The organism is Streptomyces sp. NPDC051136 (assembly GCF_044455745.1).
GTDB lineage: Bacteria > Actinomycetota > Actinomycetes > Streptomycetales > Streptomycetaceae > Streptomyces.
On the sequence record NZ_JBITFE010000011.1, the window covers coordinates 61,719 to 78,241 of the forward strand.

Consider the following 16,523-nt stretch of genomic DNA (forward strand, 5'->3'; position numbering starts at 1 on the left):
AAGGGCCGTCCACAAGATTCCTGCGCGGCCCCGCCGCGAACGACCTTGGCCGAACACCTCCGTTCCACGTTGCAATGCTTCCGGGGTCACAGCGCGATACACCGCGGTGTCTTGACACTCACCCGGCGCTGCGCCGAGCATCGAAGCGCTTCGACGTCCTACCCGCTCCATCGCAAGGGGACTTCCACGTGACCGCACCCACGCCGCCGTTCCGTGATCCGCACCTGCCGTTCGCGAAGCGCGTCGACGACCTGATGTCGCGGCTCACGCTCGACGAGAAGACCGCTTTCCTGCACCAGTTCGCCCCCGCCGTCGAGCGCCTCGGGATCGCCGCCTTCCGCACCGGTCAGGAGGCGCTGCACGGCGTGGCCTGGATGGGCCCGGCGACCGTGTTCCCGCAGGCCGTGGGGCTCGGCGCCACCTGGAACGAGGACCTTGTGCGCCGGGTCGGCGAGGCGGTCTCCAGGGAGGCCCGGGCGATGCGGGCACGGGACGAGCGGGTGGGCCTCAACGTCTGGTCCCCGACCGTGAACCTGCTGCGCCACCCCCTGTGGGGCCGCAACGAGGAGGGCTACTCCGAGGACCCGAGGCTCACCTCGGCCATCGCCACCGCGTACACCCGGGGGCTGCGCGGCGACCATCCGACGTACTGGCGCACCGCGCCCGTCCTCAAGCACTGGCTCGCGCACAACAACGAGACCGCCCGGGACACCTCCTCGTCCTCCGTCCGCCCGCGCGTGCTCCACGAGTACGACCTGCGGGCCTTCCGCGAGACGGTCGAGGCGGGCGCGGTGGCCGGGGTGATGCCGGCCTACAACCTGGTCAACGGCCGCCCCAACCACCTCTCCCCGTACCTCGGGCGGCACCTGCGCGCCTGGACGGAGGACGACCTCCTGGTCTGCTCGGACGCGGGCGCGCCGTCCAACCTGGTCGACTCGGAGCACTACTTCGACACCCACGAGGAGGCGACCGCCGCCGCCCTGCGGGCCGGGGTGGACAGCTTCACCGACCACGGCACGGACTCCTCCAAGATCGTCGCGCGGGTCCGGGGCGCGCTGGAGCAGGGCTTGCTGACGGAGGCGGACGTGGACGCGGCCGTGCGCCGGCAGTTGTCGGTGCGCTTCCGGCTCGGCGAGTTCGACCCGGAGCACGACCCGCACGCGGTGCGCGACGGGGGCACGGCGGACGACGGGGGCGCGGCCGGCACCGCCGGGGACTTCGACACGCCGGAACACCGGGCGCTCGCGCGGGAGTCGGCGGAGCAGGCGGTGGTCCTGCTGAAGAACGACGGCGTCCTGCCGCTGGCCCCCGGCACGCACGTGGCCGTCGTCGGGCTGCTCGCCGACGAGTGCAAGCTCGACTGGTACAGCGGCACGCTCATCCACCGCTCCACGCCCCTGGAGGGCCTGTACGAGCGGTTCGGTGCCGACCGGGTGAGCTTCGCGGAGGGCGTGGACCGCATCCGGCTGCGCCGGACCGACGGTACGTACCTGCACGTCCTGCCGTCGGACGGCTCCCCCGCCCGGGCGCACGGCACGGAGGCCGCCCTCGACCCGGCCCTGCTCGCCGGGCGGACCGACCTGCCGCCCCTGACCACCGACGCCGTCGGCACCGAACTGGCGCTCGTCGACTGGGGCGAGGGCGTGCTCACCCTGCGCGCACCCGACGGCCGCTACCTCTCCGTCGCCGAGGACGGTTACCTGCGCGCCTCCGCCGACCAGCCCGGCGGCTGGGTCGTGCAGGAGACCTTCCGGCTGGAACCCCATGCGGGCGGTCACCTCCTGAGGCACACGGGAACGGGTCGCCTCGTCCAGGTCGCCGCCGACGGCGTGAAGGTTGCCGCGGACACCGAGGCCGGCACCGCCGCCACGGACACCGAGGTCTTCGAGGTGGTCGTCACCGAGCGCGGCGAGGACGCGGTGGCGCGGGCGGCGGCCGCCGCGGACGTGGTCGTGGTGGTCGCGGGCAACGACCCGCACATCAACGGCCGGGAGACCGAGGACCGTACGACGCTCCGGCTGCCCGGCCACCAGGAGCGGCTGCTGCGAGCGGCCCGCGCGGCCAACCCGGCGACCGTGCTGGCGCTGGTGTCCGCCTACCCGTACGCGGTCGACGTGGAGACGCTCCCCGCGGTGCTGTGGACCGCGCACGGCGGTCAGGCGGCCGGCACCGCGCTGGCCGCGGTCCTCGCCGGCGACGTCTCCCCCGCCGGGCGGCTCCCGCAGACCTGGTACGCCGACGACGCCGACCTGCCCGGGCTGCTCGACTACGACGTGATCGGCGGCCGTCAGACCTACCTGTACTTCGAGGGGACGCCGCTGTTCCCGTTCGGGCACGGCCTGTCCTACGCGTCCTTCGGGTACGCGGACCTGAGCGCGCGGGTGCGGGACGAGACGGTGTCCGTGTCCTTCACGGTCACCAACACCGGCGGGATACCCGCCGACGAGGTGGCCCAGCTCTACGTCCGCGCCGAGGCACCGTCGGTCCCGCGCCCGCGCCGCGAACTGCTGGCCCACCGCCGGCTCCCGCTCGCCCCGGGCGCGTCGGCGCGGGTCTCCTTCGAGGTCCCGCTGGCCGCCTTCGCGTTCTGGGACGTCGCACACGACCGGTGGCGGCTGGAGCCGGGCCCGTACGCCCTGCTGGTGGGCGCTTCGAGCGAGGACGTGCGCCTGTCGGCGACCGTCACCCTCGACGGCGAGCCCGCTGTGCCGCGCCCGGTCCGCGAACGCGGTCTGGAGGCGGTCGACTTCGACGAGCAGAGCGGCACGATGATCGTCGACCGCACCAAGGCGGTGGGCGACGCGGTGACGCCCGATTCCGACTCCCCCGGCGAACTGCTCTACCGCGACTGCGACTTCGGCGCCGGTGTCGGCGGGGTGACCGTGTCGGTGGCGGGCGGCGGCACGGTCGAGCTCTCCCTGGACGGCGGCCCCGCGGTGGCGGTGCTGTCGCCCCACGCGCCCACGGCGGGCCCGTACGACTACGTGGACCTGGACGGCGCCTTCACCGCGGAGGGCGTCCACGACCTCCGCGTCAGACTGCGCGGCGCACTGCGGCTCGCGCACGTCGGCTTCTCCGGTTGAGGGTCCGGAGAAGCCCGGCCCGAGGACGGGGCCCGGCACCGGTGTGCCTACCGGTACCGGGCCCCCGACTCACCGCCCGCCCTGACCAGGCCCAGCTCGTAGGCGACGATCACGGCCTGGGCCCGGTCGCGCAGCCCCAGCTTGGCGAACAGCCGGTTGATGTGGGTCTTCACGGTGTGGTCGGTGATGGTGAGACGCTCCGCGATCTCCGTGTTGGACAGCCCCCGCGCGATCAGGGTCAGTACCTCCGTCTCCCGGGCGGTCAGGTCGCCGGCGGCGGGGACGGGAAGCCGCGAACCGCGCGCGTGCACGAACTCGGCTATCAGCCGTTTGGTGATCTCGGGCGACAGCAGGGCGTTCCCGCTCGCCACCACCCGCACGGCGTGCAGCAGTTCGGGGAAGGTGGCGTCCTTGAGCAGGAAGCCGCCCGCTCCGGCCGCGAGCGCGTCGTACACGTACTCGTCGAGGCCGAAGGTCGTCAGCATCAGGACCTTGGTGGCGCCGCCCGAGGCGGTCAGGATCTCGCGGGCCGCCTCGATGCCGTTCTTGTGCGGCATCCGGATGTCCAGGAGCGCGAGGTCGGGCCGGGTCGTGGCGGCCGACAGCACCGCCTGCACCCCGTCCTCCGCCTCGGCGACGACCTCGATGTCCTCCTGGGTGCCCAGGAGGTTCACGAAGCCGGTGCGGACGACCGCCTGGTCGTCCGCGACCAGTGTCCGGATCACGCGCGCCTCCTCCCCCCGCTCCACGGCACTCATCCGCTCCCCCACGGAAGCACCGCCTCCACCACGAAGCCGCCGTCCGGACCGGTCCCGGCGCTGAGCCGGCCCCCGACCAGGGCCGCCCGCTCCCGCATCCCGGTCAGGCCGTGCCCCGTGCCCGTACCGGGACGGGAGCCGGGGCCGGTGACGGCTCCGGCACCGGGTCCGTCGTCGCGGACCCGGAGGGTGAGCAGCCGGCCGGCGCCGTAGTCCACCTCGACCACGGTACGGGCGCCGGGGGCGTGTTTGCGGGCGTTGGTCAGCGCCTCCTGCGCGATCCGGTAGGCGGACAGCTCCCACGCGGCGGGCAGCGCCACCCGCTGTCCGGTGATCCGCAGCTCGGCCGTACCGCCCACGGCCCGGTGCTGGTCGACCAGTTCGGCCAGGTGGTCGAGGGTCGGCTGGGGGGCGGTGAGGGCGGTGTCGCCCCGGGGCGTGCGCAGGACACCGAGGAGGCGGCGCAGTTCCGCCATCGAGGAACGGGCGGTGGCGGCGATCTGCTGGAAGCCGTCGCGGGCCTCGGCGGTGAGGCCGGGCGTGGTGTACGTGGCACTCTCGGCCTGGACCGCGATCATCGACACCGAGTGCGAGACGATGTCGTGCAGTTCACGGGCGATCGCGGCGCGCTCCGCCTCGGCGGCCTGCTGCCGCTCCATCGCTATCAACTGGGCCTGTGCCAGTGACCGTTCGGTGCGGGTCTCCTCCCGGGAGCGGACCGCGTCGCCCATCATCACCGCGCCGAAGAGGACCACGGTCAGCAGGAAGGACTCGGCGAACAGGCTGAGCGACCCCCGCTCCCACAGCGCGGGCACCGGCAGGTCCATCCGCGACCACGTGTTGATGTGCACCAGGTTCACGCACAGCGCTCCGAGCGCGCCGCCCGCGACGGTGAGGGCCGGGTGCAGCACCCGGTTGCGGCCCAGCGCGTAGCAGCCGGTCAGCCCACTCACCATGATCGAGACGTACAGGTTGACGTCCCCGGCGAAGCCGATCAGCCCCGCCGCGACCGTGAGCACGGCGACGGGCGGGAAGGAGCGCCGCCACATCAGCGAGGCTGCCGACAGCAGCGCCCCGGCCGTGGTGGTCACCCCGCCCGGGACGACGACCAGCTCCACGACCGCGCCCGCCGTCACGGCGGCGCCGGTGATCCACGGGTAGGCGGGCGCCGCGAACCAGTCGCGCAGCCGCTGTTGGGGCGACGTACTCATCCCCCCATGATCCCGACCGGGGCCGGAGCGCGCGTCGCCGCCCGGGTGGAGTCTGCGGGCCGCCGTCGTACCACGGGTTGACTCCCGGGTGCGGAGCCTCGGTTGACGCCCTTCGACCTGCGGATTCCTAACGTCGACTGACATGATGAAGAGCTTTGGGGAGCGGGTCGCGCCGACCACCCGGCGGCCCGTCGAACGGTATGCGTGGGCCGGGTGTGCGGTGGCGGCGGCGGGCTTCGCGTCGGTGTCCGACCTGGCGGCGCATCAGGTGTGGGGGTGGTCGGCCGGTGCGGGGTACGCCCTCGCGGCGTTACTGGCGACGGGGTCCGCGCCGCGTCCGGCCGCCCGGGCGGTGGCCTTGGCGGGGGCCGCCCTGCTGCCGCTCGTCGGCATGGTGCTGGCGGGGCTCGGACAGTCCGAGGTGTCCGTGATCGAGCGGTCGGCGCGGCTGCTGACCGCCACCGGCAGCCCCTACCTCACGACGCCCGCGACCGTGGGCGACTTCAACCCCTACCTGCCGGGGATGGCGCTCTTCGGACTGCTGCCCGGAGACCCCCGCTGGTGGCTGGGCGGCGTGTTCACCGCGTCCCTCGTCGCCGCTGGGCTGCGCCGCGTCGGGCTGCTGCTCGCGTGCCCCCTGGTCGCGTTGCCCCTCGCGGTGGGCGGCGTCGACCTGCCGGTGGCCGGCCTGATGTGCCTCGGTCTGGCGCTGGCGGGGCGGGGGCGTCCGGGCAGGTCCGGCCTGGCGCTCGGGGCCGCCGCAGCCCTCAAGTGGACCGCCTGGCCCGCCCTGCCGGTGGCGCTGGCCCTGGTCGCCGTACGGCAGGGCGGCCGGCCCGCGCTGCGGTGCGCGTGCGTGGGCCTGAGCGCCGGGGCGGCGGTGGTCCTGCCCTTCGCCCTCACCGACCCCGCCGGCTTCCTCCGCAACGTCGTCGCCTTCCCCCTCGGGCTGACCGCCACCGCCTCGCCCGCCGGCAGCCCGCTGCCCGGGCACCTGCTCGCGGCTCACGTCCCCGGCGGCACGGTGATCGCGCTCTCGCTCCTGACGGTCGGCGCACTGCTGGTCGGTGTCTCGCTCGCGGTACGCCCTCCGCGTACCCCGGAGGCGGCGGCCGGCCGGCTCGCACTCGGCCTGGGCCTCGCGACGGCCCTGATGCCGGCGACGCGCTTCGGCTACCTGGTCTACCCGCTGGTCCTGGCCGCCGTGGCGCACCGTACGACGCACCGGGGACCCCAGGTCACCGGCCGTCCGGCCGAGAGGACTTCCGCATGACGCGCGACGCCGGTGCCGGTGCCGGTGCCCGCACGCTGATCGTCACCAACGACTTCCCGCCCCGGCAAGGGGGCATCGAGACCTTCGTCCGCGAACTGGCCGACCGCTTCCCGCCCGACGAGGTGGTCGTCCTCACCTCCGCGCCGACGGTCGCGGTCGACGACGAGCAGCCCTTCCCCTACCCGGTGGTCCGGCACTCGGCCCGCACCCTCCTGCCGACGCTCCGGGCGACCGCGCACGCGGCTGCGGTGGCCCGCCGGTACGGCTGCGACCGGGTGTGGTTCGGAGCGGCGGCGCCCCTCGCCCTGATGGCGGGGCGGCTGCGGCGCACGGCGGGGATCCGCACCGCCGTCGCCACCACCCACGGCCACGAGGTCTGGTGGGCCCGTACCCCGGGCACCCGCGGCCTGTTGCGCCGCGTCGGCGCGCAGGTGGACACGCTGACCTGGCTGGGTGAGAGCACGCGGGGCCCGATCGAGGCGGCCCTCGCCCCGGGCGCCCGGACCGCCCGCCTCGTCCCCGGCGTGAACACCGAGGCCTTCCACCCCGGCGCCGACGGCACCCGGATCAGGACCGGGTACGGCCTGGGCCACCGCCCCGTGATCCTGTGCACGGCCAGGCTGATCCCGCGCAAGGGCCAGGACACTCTGATCAGAGCGCTGCCCTGGGTGCGCAGGGCGGTCCCGGACGCCGTACTGCTCCTGGTCGGCGACGGCCCCTACGCGGCCGGGCTCCGGCAGCTGGCGTTGCGCGAGGGCGTCATGGACGCGGTCTTCTTCGCCGGCGGCCACGCCCACCACGCGCTGCCGTCCTTCTACGCCGCCGCCGACGTCTTCGCGATGCCTTGCCGCACGCGCAGGGCCGGTCTCGAGGTGGAGGGCCTCGGGATCGTGTACCTGGAGGCCGCCGCGTCCGGGCTGCCGGTCGTCGCGGGTGACTCGGGCGGCGCTCCGGACGCGGTGCGGGACGGCGTGACGGGGCACGTCGTCGACGGCCGCTCGGTGGCGGCGACGGCGGACCGGCTGATCAGGCTCCTGCGCAGTCCCCGTCTCGCCCGCGCCATGGGCGGCCGGGGCCGCGACTGGGTGCGTACGGCATGGTCCTGGGACCACTCGTACGCGACGCTGCGGGACCTGCTGGCAGCCGGCCCGAGGTCGCTCGGCCCCTGACAGGAGAGTCGCCGAGCCGCTGTCCCGAAGGCACGGCTCGGCGACGGGTGGGGAGGGATCAGAGCGCGAGGTCCGTCAGGACCAGCACGCGCTCGTAGGTGTAGTCGTCCATCGCGAACCTGACGCCCTCGCGGCCGACGCCGGACTGCTTGGCGCCGCCGTAGGGCATCTGGTCGGCGCGGTAGGAGGGGACGTCACCGATGACCACGCCGCCGACCTCCAGGGCGCGGTGGGCGCGGAAGGCGGTCTGGAGGTCGTGGGTGAACACGCCTGCCTGGAGGCCGTACTTGGAGTCGTTGACGGCGGCGAACGCCTCGGCCTCGCCGGTCACCTTCCGCACGCTGAGGACGGGACCGAAGACCTCCTCGCGGGCGAGGGTGGTGTCGGCGGGCAGGTCGGCGAGGACGGTCGGGGCGTAGGAGGCCCCGTCGCGCTTGCCGCCGGTGAGGAGCTGCGCGCCCGCGGCGACGGCCTCGTTCACCCAGGACTCCACCCGCTCGGCGGCGGCCTCGCTGACCAGCGGGCCGACGTCCGTCGCGTCGTCGTTCGGGTCGCCGGTGACCTGGGCCTCGACGGCGGCGACGATACGCGGCAGCAGCCGGTCGTAGACGGCGGCGTCGGCGATCACCCGCTGCACCGAGATGCAGGACTGGCCGCCCTGGTAGTTGGAGAAGGTCGCGATGCGCGCCGCGGCCCGGTCCAGGTCCTCGTCGCTCGCCCAGTCGGCGAGGACGACGGCAGCACCGTTGCCGCCCAGCTCCAGCGTGCAGTGCTTGCGGGGCACCGAGTCCATGATCGCGTAACCGACCGTCTCGGAGCCGGTGAAGGAGATGACCGGGAGGCGCTCGTCCTGGACCAGGGCGGGCATGCGGTCGTTGGGCACCGGGAGGATGCTCCAGGAGCCGGCGGGCAGCTCGGTCTCGGCGAGGAGCTCGCCGAGGATCAGGCCGGACAGGGGGGTGGCGGGGGCCGGCTTGAGGACGATGGGCGCGCCGGCCGCGATCGCGGGGGCGATCTTGTGGGCGCACAGGTTGAGCGGGAAGTTGAAGGGCGCGATGCCGAGGACGACGCCCTTCGGGAAGCGGCGGGTGAGGGCGAGGCGGCCCTGACCGCCGGCGTCGGTGTCCAGGCGCTGGGCCTCCCCGCCGTTGAAGCGGCGGGCTTCCTCGGCGGCGAAGCGGAAGACCGACACCGCGCGGCCGACCTCGCCGCGGGCCCACTTGATCGGCTTGCCGTTCTCGGCGGAGATCAGCCGGGCGATCTCCTCGGTGCGCTCCACCAGGCGGCGGCTGACGTGGTCGAGGGCGGCGGCCCGCACGTGGGCGGGGGTGGCGGCGAATTCGTCCCGTACGGCGTACGCGGCGGCCACGGCCTCTTCGACCTGGGCGTCGGTGGGGAGGCTCACCGTGCCGACGGTGCTGCCGTCCCAGGGGGAGGTGACGTCGAAGCCGGACTCGCCGGTGGCCTGGCGGCCGGCGAGCCAGAAGGCGTGGGTGGAAGTCATTGTCGAGTCCCGGCCCTTCCGCGTTGAGGTGGGGTGGTGTGCACGGGTGCGGGGTCCACGGTAGGGCGGGGCGGGGCGGCGGGCGTTTGTCCGGCGTGTAGTGGTGCGGGAGCGGTGTTCGACGCGGCGGCCAGGTGCGCGGGCCGCGACCTCGCCGGTCGGCGGGCGGGGCCTCGACCTCGGCGGTCGGTGAGCGGACCGTGACTCCGCCGGCCGGCGGGCCGGGCCTCGATCTCGGCGGTCGGTGAGCGGGCCGTGACCCCGCCGGTCGGCGGGCCGGGCCTCGACCTCACCAGTCGGTGAGCAGCGCCGCGACTTCGGCGGTCGGTGAGCAGCGCCGTGACCTCACCCGCAGGTGGGCGGGGCCGCGACTCCGCCGGTCGGTGAGCAGCGCCGTGACCTCACCCCCGAGTGAGCGGGGCCGCGACTCCCCCGGTCGGCGGACGGGGCCGCGACTCCCCCGGCCGGGGGGGCGGGACTATTCGGATGCCGTGGCCTTCAAAGCCAGCCACAGCTCCATGCGGACGTCCGGGTCGTCCAGCGAGCGGCCGAGGATCTCCTCCACCCGGCGCATCCGGTAGCGCAGGGTGTGCCGGTGGACGCCCAGGTCGGCGGCGGCCGCGTCCCACTGGCCGTGGCGGGAGAGCCAGGCGCGCAGGGAGGCCACCAGGTCGCCGCGGCCGGTGGCGTCGTGGTCGCGCAGCGCCCGCAGGAGGCCGTCGGCGAAGGCGCGGACCGCGTCGTCGGCGAGCAGCGGCAGGACGGAGCCTGCCGCCAGGTGTTCGTGCTCCACGCAAACCCGGCCGCGTCGGCGAGCCACCGACAGGGCCTGTTCGGCCTGCTTGTAGGCGGTGGTCGCGGCGATGGGCCCGGACGGTGCCGACAGTCCGACGACCAGGCTCTCCTCGTCGCCGCCGGTGCGGGGCTCGGGCGCCGGGCGGGCGGCCTCCAGCGCCGAGGCGTGCTCGACGCAGGCGGCGACGGCCGCGCCTCCGTCGGTGGCCAGCACCACCAGACGTTCGCCCTCGGGGACCACCAGCACCGCCTCGCCGGCCCGGGCCGCGGCGGACTCCGCCGCCTCGGCGAGCGCGTCGAGGGCGCCGAGCGGGTCGCCGCCGGTGTCGCCGCCCTGGTCTCCGGCGGCCTGGGCGGCCGTGCCGTTCCTGGCCCTGACCCCCGCCGACTCGGCGACGATGATCCGGAACGGGGCGTCCAGCAGCCCGCCGTACAGGTCGCCGGCGACCGTCCGCGCGTGGTCGGGCTCACCGGCCAGCAGCATGCGCAGTACGGCCCTGTCGATGCGCAGCCCGGCCTCGTGCAGGGAGCGGGAGCGTTCCGTGGTGAGGGTCAGCAGGGCGATGGCGGAGTGGACGGCGTACCGCTCGGCGGTGCCGGGGGCGGCGGCCGTACCGACGGCGAGCGCGGAGCGGGGCCTGCGGGAGGTGCCCAGGGAGTGCAGCTCGACCCGGTCGGCGTTCTCGGGCTGCTCGGGGCTGTGGCCTCCGCCGACCACGGAGGAGGCCGGGGCGGGACGCTCGCGCAGCCGCTGCACGTCCGCGGTGAGCCGGGCCGCCCTGCGGCCCGCCCACTCCGGTGCGGTGGCGACGACGGCGCCCGACGCGTCGTACAGCGCCGCCCAGCCGTCGACCTGCGCGGCCAGCGCGGCCAGCAGGCCCTCCGGGCCGTCGGCCAGGGCCCGCCGGGTCAGCTCCCGCTGGGCGGCGAAGCCCGCGGTGACGGCGCGGTACTGGTCGGCGGCGATGGCGGCGGAGACGGCCTTGCTGATGGCGAGGAAGGGGGTGCGCCGCGGCACCTCCAGGAGCGGCAGCCCTTCCTTCCGGGCCGCGTTCACCAGAGCCTCCGGGACCTCGTCGTAGTTGACCCCGACGGCGAATCCGAGGCCGACCACTCCGGCGCCCGCCAGCCGCTTCACGTACCGGTGCATCACCTCGGGGTCCTCGGCGTCCAGCTTGAGGGCGGTGATCAGCAGCAGCTCCCCGCCCTCCATGTACGGCACGGGGTCGGCGAGTTCGCTGACATGGGCCCAGCGCACCGGCACGTCGAGGCGGTCCTCGCCGGCGCGCACGGTCAGCTTGAGCGCCGAGTGGTGGACGAGCGAGGCGAGCGTCGGGGGCATGGGGCCTGGACCTTCGGGTCTGCGTCAGGGGCGCGGGAGGCCGCGCGTGAGGGCGGGCGGTGGCAGGTGCCGGCGGTGGAGCGGTGTGGCGTGTGGGGAGTGGCGTGGTGTGGAGTCGCTGTGATCTTTTGGCCGCCACGTATGAACGGCCTGTGTCGATTCTGCCTCACTGTACGGTCCCCGGCTGCCCACCCGGGGACCGAGGGGCCACTCACCCGGGTGCGTCGCCCGCCCTGAACGAGCGAGTACGCGCCCGCCCTGAGCAAGCGGGTACGCACCCGCTCGGAGCCGGCGGATGCGTCGCCCGCCCGAGCCGTGCGGTCACCCGCGCAGGCCCGCCGCCTGTCCGGCGTCCGGGAGCCCCACCCGGACCCGCGCCCTCACCCGCGCAGGTCCACCAGCAGCGGCGGCGCGTGCTCGCCTTTGACGCTGGTCAGCGACAGCACGGCGTGTCCGGCCGGTACGGCGTGCGCCAGCTCGGAGGCCGACCAGCGTTCCCGTTCGACCTGCCGGACGGTCACCGCGCGCGCGGTGGGCGCCTTACCGGTGATCACCCTGCGGAGCATGTGCACAGCCTTGCCCGCCGGGGTCTCGGCGATGATCTGGCGGTCGGTGACGTCGCGGGCCTCGGTCCACTCCTTGCCCCACACCTCGGCGAAGTCCTGCCCGTCCCAGGGGGTGAGCCCGGACAGGGCCATCCGGCACCCGATGGCCCCGAGCAGCGGCCCGCGCAACGGGCGCGGTACGTCGTCCAGGGTGCGCAGGGTCAGGACCACGCCGGCGCCGGCCGAGCGCAGCCGCTGCACCGCCCGTACCGCCTCCGGCGTCACCACGCCGCTGGCGTCGTCCAGCACCAGGCAGGCGAACAGCGACCGGTCCTCCCGCACCGAGACGCTGGCCGTGAACTGGGCGAGCACCAGCCGCGCCAGCATCCGGGAGGCGTCGGCGTGACCGCGCTGGGGCAGGTCGATGCGCACCCGCACCGGATGGTCGAGGGCCTTGAGCGAGAAGGGCCGCGACTGCCCGGAGGTGTCGAAGAAGGGGGCGAAGGCGGGGCGGTCCAGGAGCGCCACCCGGTCGGCCAGGACGCCGCCGACGTCGCCGGGCCGCCCCATCTGCCGCTCGCGCGCGTCCAGCTCCCGCAGCAGGGAGTCCTGCCCGGCCGCGCGCAGCCCTTCGCGCAGCTCGGCCAGCGGACCGGCAGCGCCGTCCAGCAGCTGCCGCAGCTCCGGCACGCCGGGGAAGCGGCCGTGGACCGCGCGGAAGGGGCCGAGCAGCTGGGCGAGGACGGTCGTGGACCGGCGGGTGTCACCGCCCTGGTGCTGGTCGGTGAGGTCGCCGACCAGGGCCTCCGCGAGCACGACGGCGGCCTCGTCCGGGTCGGTGGTGCCGCCGTACAGGTCCAGGTCGTAGACGGAGTCCGGGTTGCCGATCCGTACGACCACGTCGTAGGCGTCGGCCGGGCCGAGGTCCGATCCCGCCGCGCCGACCACGACGACCGCGGCCCGCCCGGCGAGCGCGTGCAGGCACAGCGACTCGGTGAGCGGCCGCACCAGGCTCCCGGTCTTGCCGGAGCCCGCGGGGCCGACGGCGAGCAGGGAGGTGCCGAGCAGGTCGGGACCCAGGGCGAGGCCGGCCCCGCGGTAGGCGTAGGGGTTGCGGGCGTCGTCGGCGGCCGTGCCGATGCGCACCTGGCCGGTGACGAGGTCGTGCCGGGCCTGCCGGACGGGCAGGTCGCGGGCGCCGGAGGGGTGCGGGCAGGCACCCGCGCCGTGGCTCAGCACGGCGCCCGTGAAGGTGGCGAAGCTGTGCCGTCCGCGCTGCACGCCCTGCCAGGCGCGGGTGATGCGGGCGTGGTCGACGTCCCGCATGAGCCCCGAGCGGGCATCGGCGGCGAGCCGCTCGGCCGCGTCGTGGGCACCGGCGGCGCGGAGCGCGGGCCAGGCGGCGGGGTCCTCGCCGGGGGCGGGCGGGGGGACCGTTCCGGGGGCGGCGCCGCGCCAGGCGGGCGGGCCGTAGCGCCGCCAGATCTCGCTCCAGCGGCCGAGCCGGCCGACGCCGACCATGATGATGCCGGCGACCAGGGCGTAGTAGGCGTACACGACCACGACGGAGGAGAAGCTGTGGGGCTCGGCCCAGGAGTCCGGGATCATCGCGAAGAGGGGCAGCAGCCACCAGCCGCCCAGGTATCCGTTCCACAGCAGCGACCAGATCAGCCAGCCGACCAGGAACGCGATCACCGCGCCGCTCAGCAGCTGCCTGCCCGGGACCCGCTCGGGCTCCTCCTCGGGCCGCGGGCGGTGCCCGAAGCGCCACACGCCGGGCAGGGCCTGCGGGCGCGGGGTGCGCAGCCAGGTCAGGAAGGCCGAACCGTCCGTGGTTCCCGGTGCCCGCGTCGGCCGCGGCGGCACCGTGGGCGCCCGTGGGGGCACCTCGGGCGGTCCCGCCGGACGCGGCACCGGATTCGCGTGCGTGCCCCGTGCGTCCCGGTCGCCGTCGCCGTCCATCGCCCTTGCCCCCTGACCTGCCGCTCCGTCCACCATCAGCGAGCCAATCTAACGCGCTCCCCTGGGGAGTTCACCGCTTACGCGGCCGGGCCCGCGCCGACGTGTCCGGATGCCACCGTTCCCGGCACCTGTCCATGTCGGACAACCGACTGCCCGGACAACGCCCACATGGAGCATGCCCACCCCACGCCACCGGTCCTAGCCTGCGAGAAAAGAAGGCAAGCGTCCGTAAGATCCCGCGGATCCCGCAGGTCCACCAGGTCCCGCGGATCCGGCACGACCCCAGGAGCCCCCCATGACCGCACTTCCGCAGGAGCGCCGCGTCGTCACCGCCATTCCCGGCCCGAAGTCGCAGGAACTGCAGGCCCGCCGTACGGCCGTGGTCGCGCAGGGTGTGGGCTCCACGCTGCCGGTCTTCGTCGCGCGCGCCGGCGGCGGTGTCATCGAGGACGTCGACGGCAACCGCCTGATCGACTTCGGTTCCGGCATCGCGGTGACCTCCGTCGGCGCCTCCGCCGAGGCCGTCGTACGCAAGGCGTCCGCGCAGCTCGCCGACTTCACCCACACCTGCTTCATGGTCACGCCGTACGAGGGCTACGTGGCCGTCGCCGAGGCGCTGGCCGAGCTGACGCCGGGCGACCACGCGAAGAAGTCGGCGCTGTTCAACAGCGGCGCCGAGGCCGTCGAGAACGCCGTCAAGATCGCCCGTGCGTACACCAAGCGGCCTGCCGTGGTCGTCTTCGACCACGGGTACCACGGCCGGACCAACCTGACGATGGCGCTGACCGCGAAGAACATGCCGTACAAGCACGGCTTCGGACCGTTCGCGCCGGAGGTCTACCGGGTGCCGGTCGCCTACGGCTACCGCTGGCCGACCGGTGCGGACAACGCGGGTCCGGAGGCCGCCGCCCAGGCGATCGACCAGATCACCAAGCAGGTCGGCGCCGAGAACGTGGCCGCGATCATCATCGAGCCGGTGCTCGGCGAGGGCGGCTTCATCGAGCCGGCCAAGGGCTTCCTGCCCGCGATCCGCGAGTTCGCCTCGGACAACGGCATCGTCTTCGTCGCGGACGAGATCCAGTCCGGCTTCTGCCGTACCGGCCAGTGGTTCGCCTGTGAGGACGAGGGCATCGTCCCGGACCTGATCACCACGGCGAAGGGCATCGCGGGCGGTCTGCCGCTGTCCGCGGTCACCGGCCGCGCGGAGATCATGGACGCCGCGCACTCCGGCGGCCTCGGCGGCACCTACGGCGGCAACCCGGTGGCCTGCGCGGGTGCGCTCGGCGCCATCGAGACGATGAAGGAGCTGGACCTCAACGCCCGCGCGAAGAACATCGAGGCGGTCATGAAGTCCCGCCTGGCCGCCATGGCCGAGAAGTTCGACATCATCGGCGACGTCCGGGGCCGCGGCGCGATGATCGCGATCGAGCTGGTCGAGGACCGTGCCACCAAGCAGCCGAACCCGGCGGCGACCGCCGCGTTGGCCAAGGCCTGCCACGCCGAGGGCCTGCTGGTGCTGACCTGCGGCACGTACGGCAACGTGCTGCGCTTCCTGCCCCCGCTGGTCATCGGGGACGACCTGCTCAACGAGGGCCTCGACATCATCGAGCAGGCGTTCTCCGCCATCTGAGCGGGCGGGTGCGCGAGGATCCGAACGCGCATCTGAGCTGCGCTTCGCACGCCTGGCGCAGCGACCGGCAGAGCGTGTGAAGAACGTGTGCGAGGTGGATGTCAGGACGCCGGTGCCCCTGTCCTGAGCGCACCCCCTGTCGTAGGTTCTACGCAGATGAGAGATGGACCCGCCCACAGGGGACTGTGGGCGGATCATCAGGCGGGGCTTCCCCAGCTTCGACCTGGTCGTGCCTCGCGCACACAACCGGAGCCCGCGGGTTCCGGCTTCCTCACCGATCGGACGGTCGCCCGCCCCAAACCCCCCGGGGCGCGCGGCGTTCCGATCAGGACGGCCGCCTCGGCACTCGGGACGGTGGTTCACCGAAGGGCCGACACACTCCCCCCCTTGTGCCGGCCCTTCGGTGTCTCACTCCCCGCTTTCCTCTCGTGATCCCTCGTGCGGTTCCTCCCCGGTGACGCGGGCGAGCAGGGCGCGGGCCTCGCCGGTGCGCGGGTGGGCCGGGTGCAGCCGCCGCTCGCAGTCGACCAGGGCGCGCCGTGCGGCGGTCTCCGCCTCGGCTCGTCGTCCCAGGCCGAGCAGGGCCTCGGCGGTGACCAGGTCCGCGTACCCGGCGGCGTACCGGGGCGACTGCGGTCCGCTGCCGCCGACCTCGGCGAGGGCCTCCTCGTGACGGCCCTGCCCGTTCAGGCTGCGCGCCAGCGTCGTGCGCAGGACTCCGACGGCGGGTCCGTTCGCCCGGGGCAGGTTTCCGCGGGCGACGGCCTCCGCCTCCTCGTGGCGGCCCAGCCCGCACAGCACGGTTGCCAGGTGCGCCAGGGTGTTCAGTTCGAGCGCCGCCACCGGGGCGCGGTCGGCGATCCGGTTCAGCTCGCCCAGGACGGCGAGCGCCTCGGTCTCCGCCTCCGCGTAGCGCCGCAGGCCGGACAGGGCCACCACGCGGTTGCTGCGGGCGATCAGGCGGAGCATCAGGGAGTTGAGGCCGACCGGCTCCAGTTCCGCGATCAGGGCGTCCAGTTCGTCGAGTGTCTCGGCCGTCCGGCCGTGCATGACGGCCGTTCCGGTGGCGAGGACCCTCGCCTCCCAGTGCGGCGGGCGCCGGCGCCAGGGGCGTCGCGGGAGCGCGGCCAGGGCCCGCGCCTCGGACTCGACCTCCTCGTACCGGCCTTCTCCGCTCATGCTCCGCAGCCGGGTGAAGGTCTCCTCCCACCGGCTGTCCCGTGCCGTTCGTATGGTTGTCACGGGCGGTGA

At 74.7% G+C, this 16,523-nt stretch carries 10 protein-coding genes; 4 read left to right on the forward strand and 6 right to left on the reverse strand.

The window, feature by feature from the left end; genetic code table 11:
- The first annotated feature begins 188 nt into the window (after positions 1–188).
- Positions 189–3,083 carry a glycoside hydrolase family 3 C-terminal domain-containing protein gene (locus ACIBCJ_RS29030; RefSeq protein ID WP_365981109.1) on the forward strand — a complete coding sequence of 965 codons (2,895 nt, stop codon included), beginning with the start codon at positions 189–191 and terminating at the stop codon, positions 3,081–3,083.
- A 47-nt stretch (positions 3,084–3,130) separates the two neighbouring features.
- Here the strand turns inward: ACIBCJ_RS29030 and ACIBCJ_RS29035 are convergent, their stop codons facing one another.
- Both ACIBCJ_RS29035 and ACIBCJ_RS29040 read right to left on the reverse strand, forming a co-directional pair.
- Positions 3,131–3,841 carry a response regulator transcription factor gene (locus ACIBCJ_RS29035; RefSeq protein WP_365981110.1) on the reverse strand — a complete coding sequence of 237 codons (711 nt, stop codon included), beginning with the start codon at positions 3,839–3,841 and terminating at the stop codon, positions 3,131–3,133.
- Positions 3,838–5,052, reverse strand: coding sequence for a histidine kinase (locus ACIBCJ_RS29040; protein ID WP_365981111.1), 1,215 nt, complete (start codon positions 5,050–5,052; stop codon positions 3,838–3,840). The genes ACIBCJ_RS29035 and ACIBCJ_RS29040 overlap by 4 nt, the downstream gene beginning before the upstream one ends.
- A gap of 142 nt (positions 5,053–5,194) precedes the next feature.
- Here ACIBCJ_RS29040 and ACIBCJ_RS29045 point away from each other — a divergent pair, with 142 nt between their 5' ends.
- Together ACIBCJ_RS29045 and ACIBCJ_RS29050 are read left to right on the forward strand one after the other, a co-directional pair.
- On the forward strand, positions 5,195–6,325 hold the full coding sequence (locus ACIBCJ_RS29045) for a glycosyltransferase 87 family protein (protein ID WP_365981112.1): 1,131 nt from the start codon (positions 5,195–5,197) through the stop codon (positions 6,323–6,325).
- Complete coding sequence (locus ACIBCJ_RS29050; RefSeq protein ID WP_365981113.1) at positions 6,322–7,494, forward strand: glycosyltransferase family 4 protein; 1,173 nt, start codon at positions 6,322–6,324, stop codon at positions 7,492–7,494. The genes ACIBCJ_RS29045 and ACIBCJ_RS29050 overlap by 4 nt, the downstream gene beginning before the upstream one ends.
- A gap of 58 nt (positions 7,495–7,552) precedes the next feature.
- Here ACIBCJ_RS29050 and ACIBCJ_RS29055 read toward each other — a convergent pair whose 3' ends face one another.
- The 3 genes from ACIBCJ_RS29055 to ACIBCJ_RS29065 all read right to left on the reverse strand — a co-directional run bounded on the left by ACIBCJ_RS29055 (position 7,553) and on the right by ACIBCJ_RS29065 (position 13,642).
- Entirely contained in the window at positions 7,553–8,998 is a 1,446-nt protein-coding gene (locus ACIBCJ_RS29055) for an aldehyde dehydrogenase family protein (RefSeq protein ID WP_362513031.1), read from the reverse strand.
- Positions 8,999–9,476: 478 nt separating this feature from the next.
- On the reverse strand, positions 9,477–11,135 hold the full coding sequence (locus ACIBCJ_RS29060; RefSeq protein ID WP_362103768.1) for a PucR family transcriptional regulator: 1,659 nt from the start codon (positions 11,133–11,135) through the stop codon (positions 9,477–9,479).
- Positions 11,136–11,515: 380 nt separating this feature from the next.
- Positions 11,516–13,642 (reverse strand): ATP-binding protein, encoded by a 2,127-nt coding sequence (locus tag ACIBCJ_RS29065; RefSeq protein WP_365981114.1) that lies wholly within the window; start codon positions 13,640–13,642, stop codon positions 11,516–11,518.
- A gap of 295 nt (positions 13,643–13,937) precedes the next feature.
- On the opposite strand from ACIBCJ_RS29065, the gene gabT reads away from it, so the two are divergent.
- Positions 13,938–15,272, forward strand: a complete 1,335-nt coding sequence (gene gabT / locus ACIBCJ_RS29070) for a 4-aminobutyrate--2-oxoglutarate transaminase (RefSeq protein ID WP_362103766.1) — start codon at positions 13,938–13,940, stop codon at positions 15,270–15,272.
- A gap of 408 nt (positions 15,273–15,680) precedes the next feature.
- Here gabT and ACIBCJ_RS29075 read toward each other — a convergent pair whose 3' ends face one another.
- Positions 15,681–16,514, reverse strand: a complete 834-nt coding sequence (locus ACIBCJ_RS29075; protein WP_365981115.1) for a hypothetical protein — start codon at positions 16,512–16,514, stop codon at positions 15,681–15,683.
- Positions 16,515–16,523: the final 9 nt, after the last annotated feature.

Bases quoted from the DNA above. Each gene is read 5' to 3' on its own strand.
- ACIBCJ_RS29035 (WP_365981110.1), bottom strand. From the start codon at position 3,841: ATGAGTGCCGTGGAGCGGGGGGAGGAGGCGCGCGTGATCCGGACACTG.
- ACIBCJ_RS29040 (WP_365981111.1), bottom strand. From the start codon at position 5,052: ATGAGTACGTCGCCCCAACAGCGGCTGCGCGACTGGTTCGCGGCGCCC.
- ACIBCJ_RS29045 (WP_365981112.1), top strand. From the start codon at position 5,195: ATGATGAAGAGCTTTGGGGAGCGGGTCGCGCCGACCACCCGGCGGCCC.
- ACIBCJ_RS29050 (WP_365981113.1), top strand. From the start codon at position 6,322: ATGACGCGCGACGCCGGTGCCGGTGCCGGTGCCCGCACGCTGATCGTC.
- ACIBCJ_RS29055 (WP_362513031.1), bottom strand. From the start codon at position 8,998: ATGACTTCCACCCACGCCTTCTGGCTCGCCGGCCGCCAGGCCACCGGC.
- ACIBCJ_RS29060 (WP_362103768.1), bottom strand. From the start codon at position 11,135: ATGCCCCCGACGCTCGCCTCGCTCGTCCACCACTCGGCGCTCAAGCTG.
- ACIBCJ_RS29065 (WP_365981114.1), bottom strand. From the start codon at position 13,642: ATGGACGGCGACGGCGACCGGGACGCACGGGGCACGCACGCGAATCCG.
- gabT (WP_362103766.1), top strand. From the start codon at position 13,938: ATGACCGCACTTCCGCAGGAGCGCCGCGTCGTCACCGCCATTCCCGGC.